Source organism: Streptomyces sp. CBMA152 (assembly GCF_014596475.1).
GTDB lineage: Bacteria > Actinomycetota > Actinomycetes > Streptomycetales > Streptomycetaceae > Streptomyces.
The window spans coordinates 116,259-129,474 of sequence record NZ_MECJ01000027.1 but is presented as its reverse complement, the minus strand read 5'-3'; the positions used below and the strand labels follow the sequence as shown (position 1 = coordinate 129,474).

Here is a 13,216-nt window from a genome sequence, read left to right as displayed (position 1 = left end):
CACCGGGGTCGCCCTCGTCGCTGCTACAGCCAGGTGTTGAACTTCCGTATGTACCACGTCTTCACCAGCTGGGTGAGCGCACAGTACGCGAGGAGCGTGCCGAAGAGGTACGGGAAGTAGCTCATCGGCAGGGCCGTGAAGCCCAGGCTGTCCGCCAGCGGGGAGAAGGGCAGGAAGAGCCCGGTCGCCACCGCGAGGACCGTCGTCACCATCACCGGCCAGGAGGCGCGGGACTGGATGAAGGGGATCTTGCGGGTACGGATCATGTGCACGATCAGCGTCTGCGAGAGCAGGCCCTCGACGAACCAGCCCGACTGGAACAGGCTCTGGTGGGCCTCGCTGTCGGCGCCGAACACGTTCCACATCACCAGGAACGTGGTGATGTCGAAGACCGAGCTGATCGGCCCGATCGTCACCATGAACCGCCCGATGCCCTTGGCGTCCCAGTTACGCGGCTTGCGCAGGTACTCCTCGTCCATCCGGTCCCACGGCGTGGCCAGCTGGGCGATGTCGTACACCAGGTTCTGGACCAGGAGATGGATCGCCAGCATCGGCTGGAAGGGGATGAAGGCGCTCGCCACCAGAACCGAGAAGACATTGCCGAAGTTCGACGACGCCGTCATCTTGATGTACTTGATGGTGTTGCCGAACGTGGTGCGGCCCTGCACCACGCCCTGCTCCAGAACCGTGAGGTCCTTCTCCAGCAGGATGATGTCCGCCGACTCCTTGGCGATGTCGACGGCGGTGTCGACCGAGATGCCGACATCGGCGTCGCGCAGCGCGGCGGCGTCGTTGATGCCGTCGCCGAGGAAGCCGACCGTGTGGCCCTCCGCCTGGAGCGCGCGCACGACGCGGGCCTTCTGGACCGGGTTGACCTTGGCGAACAGCGTGGTGCGGACGGCCAGTTCGCGCAGTTCCAGATCGTCGAGGGTGTCGATGACCGAGCCGGTGACGACCTCGCCGACCTCCAGGCCGACCTCGGCGCACACCCGCGCCGCGACCAGTTCGTTGTCGCCGGTGACGACCTTCACCGCGATGCCCTTGTCGGCAAGCCCCCGCAGGGCGTCCGCCGCGTCCGCCTTCGGCGGGTCGAGGAAGGCCAGGTAGCCGATGAGGGTGAGCTCCGCCTCGTCCGCGACGGTGTACGTGTCGCGCGGCTCGGGCAGGGTGCGGGTGGCGACGGCCAGGACCCGCAGGCCCTCGCGGTTGTTCTTCTCGGCGATCCGGGTGACGTGCCACCGCAGCTGGTCGGTGAGGGCGACGCGCTCGCCCCGGTCCATCATGTGGGTGCACAGGCCGAGGACTTCCTCGACCGCGCCCTTGGTGACCATGACGTGCTCGGGCCGGGCGTTGGTGCCGATGAGGCTGTCGGGGTCCAGGAAGCTGTTGCGGTTGAGGACCACCGACATCCGGCGCCGGGCGAAGTCGAAGGGGATCTCGTCGACCAGGGAGAACCGGGCGTCGACGACAACCTCCTCGGCCTCGTTGACGCGGTCGATCACCGCCTGGTCCATCAGGTTCTTCAGACCGGTCTGGAAGTGGGCGTTGAGGTAGCCGTACTCCAGGACCTCGTTGTCGTCGTCGCCGTGCACGTCGAGATAGCGGTCGAGGACGATCCGGTCCTCGGTGAGCGTGCCGGTCTTGTCGGTGCACAGGACGTCCATCGCGCCCAGGTTCTGGATCGCGTTGAGCCGCTTGACGACCACCTTGCGCTTGGACATCGCGACCGCGCCGCGCGCCAGGTTGGCGGAGACGACCATCGGCAGCATCTCGGGGGTGAGCCCGACGGCGACCGCGACGGCGAAGAGGAACGCCTCGTTCCAGTCGCCCTTGGTGACCCCGTTGATCGCGAACACGACCGGGACCATCACCAGCATGAAGCGGATCAGCAGAAAGCTGACCTTGCGTACGCCGTTGTCGAAGTTGGTCTGCGGCCGCTCACCGGCGAGCGATCCGGCCATCGAGCCGAAGTAGGTGTCCGCGCCGGTGGCCACGACGACACCGGTGGCGGTCCCGGAGGTCACCGACGTGCCCATCAGGCAGAGGTTGTCGGCGTCGACGGGGTCGGAAGTGGCGTGCTGGCCCTGGTCGTTCGTACGGGTGTCGGCCTTGGCAACCGGCAACGACTCGCCGGACAGCGCGGCCTGAGAGACCATCAGATCCTTGGCCGAGATGATCCGCAGGTCGGCCGGGATCAGGTCACCGGCCGCCAGCTTCACGATGTCACCGGGGACCACCTGGTCCATCGGCACCTCGACGGCGGTCGGCTGCGCGGCCCGACCGGCCCTGCGCTGTACGGCCGTGGTGGTGGTCACCAGCTTCTTGAGGGCGTCCGCCGCCCGGCCCGAGCGGTACTCCTGCCAGAACCGCAGCAGCCCGCTGACCCCCACCATCACAGAGAGGATGACGACACCCGGGTCCGCCGGGTCCTGCCAGTACATGACGGCGGCGAGGAAGACCAGGACGGCGATGAAGGGGTTCGCGTACGCCCTGGCCAGCTGGGCCGGCCAGCTCGGGGTCCTCTCATGGGCGACGACATTGGGGCCGAACCGCTCCTGGCGCTCCAGGACGTCGGCGTGGCCCAGGCCCGTGCGGTCGGCGTCGAGCTCCTTGAGGACCCGGGCGGCGGGGTGTGCGCTGAGGGCGGCGAGCCGCGCGCCGACGGCCCGGGTGCGGGCCTCCAGCTCGGCGGCCTTGCGCTCGCGGCGGCCGGGGGTGCCCCGGCCCGGCGGAGCGATCTTCTCCGGGGTAAGCATGGTCATGACGAAATCTCCCTCCGAGCATGACGGCAGGACGCGTCCGTGCGGTCACATGGAGTGGTGAGGAATGAGCGTGCGTACGCGATGACATGGGCGTACGCAGGTAACGGCGCGGCGGGAAAGCGCCGCGTGCCGCAGTAAGAAGTGCCGAGAAAAGGCGGCTGTCAGCCCGAAGGCGTCAGAAGGTCAGCCGGTCGGCGCGGTGCGGCGAGGACTTCGGTCGGGACTCATCCCGAACACCTCCTCGGCTCGCACGGGCATGGCAAGGACGCCGGTTCCGCAGGGTGCGGATCCTTATTTGCGTCTTCACGAAAGTAGCATGGATGCGCGGCCCACCCGGACTACCGGCCGGTAATCCGTGCTGTGCGATGCCTGTCGTCCTCGGGCCGTCTGTGCTTCCATGCGACGCGACGCACAGATGTGCCGACCGAGGCCGCAGAGCGGCAGGGGGAGCGTGGGCATGGACCGGCGGGGGTTCCTCAAGGGCGCGGCCGTGCTTCCGGCCGCCGGACTGCTGGCCTACGCGGGCGCCGCACCGGCCACCGCCCGCACGCTCGCAGTCGCCGACTGGATGGCGGGCATCAGCGGCTCAACTCCCTTGCGCCAGTTGACGATTCCGGGCACGCACGACTCGGGCGCGCGGTTCGGCGGGCTCTGGGTGAAGTGCCAGAACGCGGTGATCGCCGACCAGCTCGGCGCCGGGATCCGCTTCCTGGACGTGCGCTGCCGGGTCACCGGCGACTCCTTCGCCATCCACCACGCCGCCTTCTACCAGAACCTGATGTTCGGCGATGTGCTCATCGCCTGCCGGGACTTCCTCGCGGCGCACCCCACCGAGACCGTCCTGATGCGCGTCAAGCAGGAGTACTCGACGGAGAGCGACGCCGAGTTCCGCCGGATCTTCGACATCTACCTCGACCAGAAGGGCTGGCGGCCGCTGTTCCGGCTCGACTCCACCCTGCCGACGCTCGGCGAGGCCCGGGGCAAGGTCGTGCTGCTCGCCGACAACGGCGGTCTGCCGGGCGTGCGTTACGGCGATCCGGCGCTCTTCGACATCCAGGACGACTACAACGCCGAGCCCTTCGGCAAGTATCCCAAGATCGAGGCCCAGTTCCGCAAGGCCGCCGACCAGCCCGGCAAGCTCTATATGAACTATGTCAGCACAGCGGCCGGGCTGCCGCCCGAATGGAACGCGGACCGGCTCAACCCGCAGGTCCGTACCTTCCTGAACGGTTCGGCGCTCACCGGCAGGACCGGCCTCGGCATCGTCCCGATGGACTTCCCCGAGGCGACCTCGGGCCTGATCGACGCGGTGCTGCGGCACAACCCGGGCCCCACCGCCCGCTCATCGCGGCCGAACGGGTGACTGTGTGCCGCACCCGCCGCGATCGGCGTCCGGGGCGCTCCTCCGTGATGCGGAGGAAAAACCCGCGAAGATAAGCTGACGCAGTGGCTGGACGCGACCGACGGAGGATCGGGCCGGGCGAGAGGCTGGCCCTCAACCGCATGGGCAGCTTCGACTGGGACCTGGACGCCGGGACCCTGGAGTTCGACGACGCGGGTCTCGCCGTCTTCGACCTGCGGCCCGAGGAGTACGACGGGCTCCCCGGGACCGTCTCCACCCGCGTCCCGCCCGAGGAGGGCGTCCGGATCGCCGCGGTGATCGAGGAGGCCATGCAGACCGGGCGCTCTTCGTACGGCGCGTACTTCCAGGTGCGGCGGCGCAACGGGCACCGGCAGTGGACCCATGTGCGCGGCCGGATCCTGCGGGACAAGCGGGGCACCGCGTACCGCGTCATCGGGATCGTCCGCAACGCCTCGACCGAACTCACCGAGTTCACCGTGATCAGCCCGCTGGAGGCGGGCCGCCGGCGTATCACCGGGATGGTCCAGGGCACCACGGAGGCACTGTCCAAGGCGGTGACCGTGGACGATGTCGCGGCCGTGCTCACCGGCACCGGCGGCATGGAGCGCTTCGGCGCCGACGGGCTTGTCCTGGGCCTGGTCGAGGGCGGTGTGCTGAAGGTGATCGCGGCGGCCGGTGACTCGATGGAGGCGCTGGAGGAGTTGTCGCTGCACCGGCTCGACGACTCGCTGCCGCTCGCCGAGGCCGTGCTGACCGGCCAGGCCCGGTTCGTGACCTCGCTCGCGGAGCTCGGCGACACCTTCCCGCGCCTGGCCCCGTACATCCAGAGCCTCGAAGTGGACGCGGCGGCGTTCCTGCCGCTGATCGCCCAGGCCCGGCCGGTCGGCGGTCTCGCGCTGTTCTTCCGGGGGCGCAGCGACTTCTCGGCCGAGGACCGCAATCTCTGTCTGGGTCTGGCGGGCATCGTCGCCCAGTCGCTCCAGCGGGCCATCCTCTTCGACCAGGAGCGCGAGTTCGCCACCGGGCTCCAGGCGTCGATGCTGCCGCGCCATGTGCCCGTGTTCACCGGCGCCGAGATCGCGGTGCGCTACCACGCGGCCTGGGGCGGCCGGGAGGTCGGCGGCGACTGGTACGACGTGATCGCGCTGCCCCGGGGCCGGGTCGGGGTCGTCGTCGGCGACGTCCAGGGCCATGACACCCACGCCGCCGCCATCATGGGCCAGCTGCGGATCGCGCTGCGCGCGTACGCGGGCGAGGGCCACCCGCCCGCGACCGTCCTCGCCCGGGCCTCGCGCTTCCTCGCCGAACTCGACACCGAACGCTTCGCGACCTGTACGTACGCGCAGGTGGACCTGGAATCCGGCGGTGTACGGGCCGTGCGCGCGGGCCACTTGGGGCCGTTCATCCGGCACACCGACGGCCGGGTCGGCCGCCCCAACCTGCGCGGCGGCCTGCCGCTCGGGCTCGCCACCGAGTTCGACGACGAGGAGTTCCCGGAGACCCGGCTCGACCTGGTGCCCGGCGAGATGCTGGTGCTGTGCACCGACGGACTCGTCGAGGAGCCGGGTCTGGACATCGCGGCCGGGATGGACGCGCTGGAGGCGGCCGTCCGGGCGGGCCCGGAGTCGCCGGACGCGCTGGCCGACCATCTCTCCGCCAGCCTCTGGGAGCGCTGGGGCACCGGCGACGACGTCGCCCTCCTGCTGCTGCGCCGGGCGCCCGACCCGGGCACTCCGCAGGCGCCCCGCATCCACCAGTACATCCACCAGGCCGACCCGGAGGGCCTGGCCGAGTCCCGGGTCGCCCTGCGCCGCGCCCTGGAGGACTGGGGCTTCGCCGAACTCGTCGACGACGTGGAACTGGCGGCCGGTGAACTCCTCGGCAACGTCCTGCTGCACACCGAGGGCGGCGCGGTCCTCACCCTGGAGGTGCTGCCCCAGCCGGTGCGGCGCGTACGGCTGTGGGTCAAGGACCGCTCCAGCGTCCGCCCGCGCCGCCGCACCCCGGGCGAGGCGGCGACCTCCGGGCGCGGTCTGATGCTGATCGAGGCGGTGTCGTCCCGCTGGGGGGTGGAGCCCAGGGGCGACGGCAAGGCGGTGTGGTGCGAGTTCGTCCCGGAGGGCAGCAGGATCGAGGAGAACGCCAGGACCGACCTGTTCGCCGAGCCGCCCGTGGTACCGCCGGAGGAACCCCCGGAGGACTGACGACCGTGCGGCCCGCGCCGGAGCACGGGCCGCACCGGAGTGCTCAGGGCTTGATGACCCAGGCGTTGCCGAGCGAGCGCTCGCCCGAGGAGTCCGACGGGCGGTTGATGACCCCGTCGGCCGCCGTGACCATCACGCTGGAGCCGCCGCCGTCGAGGTTGAGCGCCTCGCGCGCACCGAGCTGGTGCATCAGATCGGCGGTCCGCGCGATGCTCAGCCCCTCGCTGTAGCCCGCCTGGCGCCCGTCGACGACCACCAGCATCAGCCGCCCGTCGCCGTCGACGCCGATCATCGAGCGCGGGTTGGCGCGGTTGGTCCAGTCGTACGTGAAGGTGTGGTCGGAGCCGAACCTGATGATCCCGTCGCCCATCGCGTTGACCGACACCTTGCCCTTGCGCACCAGCGTCGGGCCGACCTGCATGATCTGGGTGTCCCTGGTGAGCGGGATCGTGCGGCCGTAGCCGTCCCTGACCCGGGTGCTGATGTCGAGCTGGTCGCCCACCCGCACCTTCTTGAGCAGCCAGTCGGCGCTGTCGCCGATGGCCTGGACGGTGGAGCCGCCGGGCGGAACAGCCGCCCCGCGCGAGGAGTTGACCGCGACGACCTCACCGCTCGCGTCGATGACCGCCTCGGCCCCTGTGCCGGTCGGCGGGGTGCCCCACTCGGGGGTGAACTGGATCAGCTCGTTCGGGTCGGTGCACTCGAAGTCGTGCTGCGGCTTGTCGGTCGGGATGTCGTCGCTGTCCCCGCCGCAGTTCCAGACGTCCCCGGGGAAGCGGTTGACGCCGTCCAGCTCCTGGATAGCGCCCCGGGACGTACGCATCGAGATGTGCGCGGTGAGCGTGTCGACGCGGACCGAACGGCCGCCCTTGGTGGAGATGATGGCGCCGCGGCCCTGGGTGGCGGTGCCGAGGACCTTGCCGTCCTTGACGTAGAACCCGCCGGGCGCGTCGTTGTAGAACCACTGGCCGTTGATGCCCGCGACCGCGTGTGCCAGGGAGATCAGCTCGGTGGCGGGCTCGGTGCCGTGCAGCGTGGGCCCGAACTCGGTGCCCACGCTGCCGTGGAACCTGCGGAAGTCCACTCTGAGGACGTGGACCTTCTCGGGCGCGTTGGTGTCCGTGCCGTCCTGCCCGGTGTAGCGGGTGTCCCCGGTGAACCCGGCGGCCTTCACCTTCGCGAGCTCGGCGGTGGCCTCGGCGCGTTCGGCGTAGGCGCCGATGCGGACCGTCCAGCCGAGCGTGCCCGCCGGCAGGTCGGCGTAGGCGGGCGAGCGGACCTCTTCGACGCGCGGGGCGAACCCCTTCTCCCGCAGGGCGTCCGCGACCTGGTCCGCGGTGTCCTTGGGGCCGAGCTCCGTGGTGGCCTTCCCGACCGGACCGCCGGGGTCCGCGGGCAGGAACACATGCGCGGTCCAGTAGTCGGCCGCGTTCTTCCTGCCGAAGGTGAGCGCGGTGAGCGTGACGCCGGGGCTCAGGGTCCGGGTGACCGGCGGCGCGGTCGTCGGCAGCGGCGGCAGGAACGGCTGGGCGGCGGATGCGGAGGCGGGCCGAAGGACACTGTGGGGCGTGGCCTCGGCGGCGGGCAGGGCGACCGCGGTGGTCAGGGCGACGGCGACTGACAACGCGGCGGCGAGGGTGGTTCGGCGCATGAGGCTTCCTTCATGGGTGGGAAGGTGCGTCGAAAATTAGATGGTGTGGACATGACTTGTGCTGATACGTCACACGCTGCCCACGTGAAGTGACTCTCACTGATGGGTGAACGAGCCGGGAGGCCAGAAGTAGTGGGGTGGACGGATAGTCAACTCCGGTACGGAGAAGGGCTGCTGTGCCCCTCGCCGGGGCATTCGTCTCATCGGCCCCATCCCGGTGATCGGATGATCTGTCAGATATTTCGTCCGATTCATAACGGAGTCGGGCGGATCTTCCACGCGAAACGCCGTCCGCGCCGTCGCGCTGTCCCCCGGTCGGCTGCCGTCCGCCGTGCCGCGTGCGGCCGGCGGGCGCTCTCGCCGTGCGCGCGGGCCCCGCGAGGGGGAGCCTGGATCAGAGGTGTCGCGGGGCCGTGGAGGAGGTGGTCGGCCATGCCCGACCGGGATGCGCCCGGCTCCCCGGCCGATCGCGCGCCCCCGCACGAGGCGGTGCTCTCCCGGGTGCTCACCGGGATGCTCGACGACGTCCAGGCCCACTCCGGCGCCGTCTATGTGCTCGATCCGGGCGAGAACGTGCTGGTCATGAATGCGATGGCCGGGCTGCCCCGGGTGTTCGCCGCGCCCTGGGAGCGGGTAGGGCTCGGCGCCCCCATCCCGGTCGCCGACGCGGCCCGCGAGCGGCGGCTCGTCTGGGTGGGCGGCGAGGAGGAGATGGCCGGGCGCTACCCCCGGATCGCCGTGGTGCTGCCCTATCCGTTCGCCCTGGCCGCCCTGCCCGTGGCGAGCGCGGAGACCGTGTACGGGGCGGTCTACGTGACCTGGCCCGGCTCGCACCCGCCCGACCTCTCCAGCCGCGAGCGCGAACGCCTGGCTGCGGCCTGCGACCGGCTGGCCGAGTACATGGAGTGGGCGGCGGCGCAGGGCCGCCCGGTGCTGCCCGATTCCGGCGTCCGCCTCCAGGAGACCGACCTGGGGGAGAACGTCGCCGCCGAGGCCGTACGGATGGCCGCGCGCCTCCCGTACGGGCTGTGCGCGCTCGATCTCGACGGGCGGATCGGCTACGCCAACCAGGCGGCGGGCGATCTGCTCGGCATCCCGGCCGAGCGGCTGCTCGGCGCGACCCCCTGGACCACACTGCCGTGGCTCGACGACCCGATGTACGAGGACAGCTATCGCGCGGCGCTGCTCAGCCAGCAGATCACCTCGTTCGTGGCGCTGCGCCCGCCCGGCGACTGGCTCTCCTTCCGGCTCTACCCCAGCACCACAGGCCTGAGCGTGCGCATCACCCGGGCCCGCGCCGCGCCCCGCCCGGGCCGCCCGCCCCGCGACTCCGGCGAGGGCCCGGGGCGGCTCGTGACCATCTCGCACATCCTCAGCCTGGCCAGCGCCCTGACCGAGGCCGTCGGCGTCCAGGACGTGATCGACCTGGTGGCCGTCGAGATCATGCCGGCCGTCGGCAGCCGGACCCTGGTGATGCTCGGCTCCTCCGGCGGGCGCCTGCACGTTCTGGGCCAGCGCGGATACGAGGACGCCTCGGTCGTCGAGCGGTTCGACGGGATGCCGCTGAGCGCCCGCACCCCGGGCACCCGCGCCCTGCTCACCGGGGTGCCCGCCTTCTTCGAGTCGCAGCGCCAGCTGGAGCGCCTCTACCCCAGCCGGTACGCCACGCCCGATGGCATGGCCGCCTGGGCCTATCTGCCGCTGATCGCCTCCGGCCGCCCCGTGGGCACCTGCGTGCTTGGCTTCGCCGAGCAGCGCACCTTCTCCGCCGAGGAGCGCGCGGTGCTGACCAGTGTGGGCGGCCTCATCGCCCAGGCCCTGGAGCGGGCCCTGCTGTACGACGCCAAGCACCGGCTCGCCCACGGCCTCCAGGAAGCCCTGCTGCCGCACACCCTGCCCGAGCTGCCCGGCCTGGAGGTCGCGGCCCGCTATCTGCCCGGCACCCAGGGCATGGACATCGGCGGCGACTTCTACGACCTGCTGCCCGTCGGCACCGCGGCCGCCGCCGTCATCGGGGACGTCCAGGGCCACAACGTCACCGCGGCGGGCCTGATGGGACAGGTGCGTACCGCCGTACGGGCCTACACGGCCGTCGGACAGAGTCCCGGCCGGGTCATGGAGTCCACCAACCGGCTCCTGGTCGACCTCGCCACCGAACGCTTCGCCAGCTGCATCTACCTGCACCTGGACGCCGCGCGCGGGCGCGCCCTGCTGGCCCGGGCCGGACATCCGCAGCCGCTGCTGCGGACCCCGGACGGCCGGGTGCGGGTGCTCGACCTCGCGGGCGGGCCGCTGCTCGGCATCGAGGCGGGCGCGGTCTACCCGACCACGGAGGTGCCGCTGGCGCCCGGATCCGTGCTCGCGCTGTACACCGACGGTCTGATCGAGATCCCGGGCGTCGACCTCGACGAGTCGCTGGCCGCCGTCGCCGACCGGCTGGCCGCCGCCGGAAGCCGCCCCCTGGAGGAGGTGGCCGACGCGCTCGTACGGCATGTGGCCGAGGCCCGCGAGCGCGGCGACGACGTGGCGCTGCTGCTGCTCAGGCCCCGCTGAGCGGCGGGGGAGCGGTGCTCTCGCGCTCGATCAGACGGGGCAGCGGCATGGGCACCGACCGGGCCGCGCCGCCGTCGAGCAGCGCGGTCAATTCCCGTGCGGCCAGCCGTCCGAACGCGACGGTGTCCCGGGAGAGCGCGGTCAGCCACGGGTGGACCATCCGGCACAGCACCGAGTCCTCCCAGGACACGATCGACACATCGTGCGGCACCGAGAAGCCGAGTCCGGTGGCCACGGCCGCTCCCGCCGCCGCCATCACGTCGTTGTCGTAGACGAGCGCGGTCGGCGGCGTGTCCCCGGTGAGCATCCGGCGGGTGACGGCGGCGCCTTCCGTGTCCGAGTAGTCCGTGGTCACCGAGCGCACCCCGGTCAGGCCGCGCCGATCGGCCTCGGCGCGCAGCGAGCGGATACGGCGGTCGGTGTGGGCCAGCGACTCCAGACCGGCGATGTGCACGATCCGCCGGTGCCCAAGGGCGTACAGCCGTCCGACGACCGCGGCCATCGCCCCGGTGTCGTCCGCGCGCACCTGGGACAGATTCGGGTGGGTGTCGGGCAGTCCGCCGATGACGACGCCCGGCAGCCCGAGCTCGTCCAGGAGCTCCGGGCGCGGGTCATCGGTGCGCGGGTCCACCACCAGCACCCCGTCCACCCGGTGCTCGGCCCACCACCGCCGGTACACCGCGCACTCGGCCCGGACGTCCTCCACCACCTGGAAGAGCAGGCCGAGTTGACGCTCCGCCAGGACTTCCTGGATGCCGGAGATCAGCTGGAGGAAGAACGAGTCCACGCCGAGCGTCGCGGCCGGGCGCGCCACCACCAGGCCGACCGTCGCCGAGCCCTCGCCGGACAGCGCGCGGGCCGCCGTGCTCGGCCGCCAGCCCAGCTGCTCGGCGACCCGGCGGACCCGGTCGCGGGTGACCTCCGAGACGCCCGGCCGGTCGTTGAGCGCGAACGACACCGCGCTCTCCGACACCCCGGCCCGCTGGGCGATGTCCTTCATGGTCGGGCGGCGCGCGGGAGTGCGCCGCCCCGCCGACGTGTCCTTGCCGGACGGCGGGCCCTGTGTCACCCGTGCCCCTTTCCCGGTGGATCCGGCCGTCTGCGACCGATGAATGCCCCGGCGTACTAAAGCGCTTGAGCTCCATGACTCTAAAGCGCATTAGTAGATCGCCGCAACTTCCTTTGTCCACAACGCTGACCTGCACATACGGCATCCAACTGGGGCTGCCTATTGACTTTTTGAAGATTCGCACCGCAAAGTCTGCCGATGTGAGCGGCCGGTGCCGTGCCTTTCTGGGGGGCGCCCCCCGACCCCCGGTGCCGGCCCGGTCGCTCATGCCCGCACCGCTGGTCCGAGCACTCGCACGTCTGGTCCGAGCAAAGGAGCCGTACACCGTGCGCATCTCCCGCAGGGCACTCGCCGCTGCCGCCGTCCTCGCCACCGTCCTGCCGCTGAGCGCCTGCTCCAGCGACTCCGACTCCGGTTCGTCCGACGCGTCCGGCAAGGTCGAAGGGAAGATCACCTTCCAGACCTGGAACCTCCAGGCCAACTTCAAGGACTACTTCAACGGCGTGATCGCGGACTTCGAGAAGAAGTACCCCGGCACCGAGGTCAAGTGGGTCGACCGGCCCGCGGAGGGCTACCCCGACAAGATCAGCGCCGACGCGGCCGGCGGCACGCTGCCCGATGTCGTCAACGTCTCGCCGGACCTGGTCGCCCCGCTGGCCAAGGCAGGGCTCGCGCTCGACCTCGACAAGGCCGCCGCCGACTACCGCAAGGAGTATCTGCCCGGCGCCTGGCAGAGCCACCAGGTGCCCGGTCTGCAGGGCACGTACGCCTTCCCCTGGTATCTGAACACCGGCCCGCTCTTCTACAACAAGCGGCTCTTCAAGGACGCCGGTCTGGACGCCGACAAGCCGCCGAAGACGTACGACGAGGTCTTCGCGGCGGGGATGAGGATGGCGCAGCAGAGCAACGGCAAGATCGCCACCTTCGCCAATGTCCCGACCATCGAGGACTTCGGCCGCTACGGCGTCGAGCTGATGAACAAGACGGGCGACGGCTTCGCGTTCAACGACGCCAAGGGAGTCGAACTCCTCGCGCACTACAAGGAGTTGTACGACGCCAAGGCGCTCGATTCGCAGGCGCTGACCGCGACTCCCGAGTCGGCCGGGCACAAGTTCCTCACCGAGTCGGTCGCCCTGAACCCGGGCAGCGCGCTCGACCTCGCCAACTTCAAGAAGCAGGCCCCGACGCTCTACAAGAACATCGGGATCACCGACCAGATCAGCAGCACCGGCAAGGCCAACATGTATGTCATGGGCGTCATGGTCAACGCCAAGAGCAAGCAGAAGCCCGCCGCCGTCGCCTTCGCCCACTTCGTCACCGACGCGACCCGTCAGATGGAGTTCGCCAAGAAGGTCGCCATCTTCCCCAGCACCGCGGGCTCGCTCGACGACCCGTACTTCACCAAGGAGGACGGCACCGACGAGACGCGGGTGCGGATCGCCGCAGCCAAGTCCCTGAAGACGGCGGTCAATTACACGCCGGTGCTGTTCAGCGACCAGATGAAAACCGCGCTGCGCAACGAGGTGGCCAAGGCGCTCCAGGGCAAGGAGAGCCCCAAAGAAGCGCTTGACAACGCTGTCAAGGCCTGCGACCGGCTGCTGAAGCAGAGCTGAG

At 70.9% G+C, this 13,216-nt stretch carries 7 protein-coding genes; 4 read left to right on the top strand and 3 right to left on the bottom strand.

Features of this window, described 5'->3' with window-relative positions; genetic code table 11:
• Positions 1-23: 23 nt before the first annotated feature.
• Positions 24-2,762, bottom strand: a complete 2,739-nt coding sequence (gene mgtA, locus BG418_RS23385) for a magnesium-translocating P-type ATPase (protein ID WP_188275928.1) — start codon at positions 2,760-2,762, stop codon at positions 24-26.
• A 457-nt stretch (positions 2,763-3,219) separates the two neighbouring features.
• On the opposite strand from mgtA, the gene BG418_RS23380 reads away from it, so the two are divergent.
• Together BG418_RS23380 and BG418_RS23375 are read left to right on the top strand one after the other, a co-directional pair.
• Positions 3,220-4,125, top strand: a complete 906-nt coding sequence (locus BG418_RS23380) for a phosphatidylinositol-specific phospholipase C (RefSeq protein ID WP_188275927.1) — start codon at positions 3,220-3,222, stop codon at positions 4,123-4,125.
• A gap of 140 nt (positions 4,126-4,265) precedes the next feature.
• Complete coding sequence (locus BG418_RS23375; RefSeq protein ID WP_188275962.1) at positions 4,266-6,329, top strand: SpoIIE family protein phosphatase; 2,064 nt, start codon at positions 4,266-4,268, stop codon at positions 6,327-6,329.
• Positions 6,330-6,372: 43 nt separating this feature from the next.
• Here BG418_RS23375 and BG418_RS23370 read toward each other — a convergent pair whose 3' ends face one another.
• Positions 6,373-7,980, bottom strand: a complete 1,608-nt coding sequence (locus BG418_RS23370; RefSeq protein WP_188275926.1) for a phosphodiester glycosidase family protein — start codon at positions 7,978-7,980, stop codon at positions 6,373-6,375.
• 432 nt (positions 7,981-8,412) lie between these two features.
• Here BG418_RS23370 and BG418_RS23365 point away from each other — a divergent pair, with 432 nt between their 5' ends.
• On the top strand, positions 8,413-10,533 hold the full coding sequence (locus BG418_RS23365; RefSeq protein WP_188275925.1) for a SpoIIE family protein phosphatase: 2,121 nt from the start codon (positions 8,413-8,415) through the stop codon (positions 10,531-10,533).
• Here the strand turns inward: BG418_RS23365 and BG418_RS23360 are convergent.
• Entirely contained in the window at positions 10,520-11,533 is a 1,014-nt protein-coding gene (locus tag BG418_RS23360) for a LacI family DNA-binding transcriptional regulator (RefSeq protein ID WP_188275961.1), read from the bottom strand. The two genes, BG418_RS23365 and BG418_RS23360, sit on opposite strands and share 14 nt — an antisense overlap.
• 395 nt (positions 11,534-11,928) lie before the next feature.
• Here BG418_RS23360 and BG418_RS23355 point away from each other — a divergent pair, with 395 nt between their 5' ends.
• Positions 11,929-13,215, top strand: coding sequence for a sugar ABC transporter substrate-binding protein (locus tag BG418_RS23355; RefSeq protein ID WP_188275924.1), 1,287 nt, complete (start codon positions 11,929-11,931; stop codon positions 13,213-13,215).
• The last annotated feature ends 1 nt before the right edge of the window (position 13,216 follow it).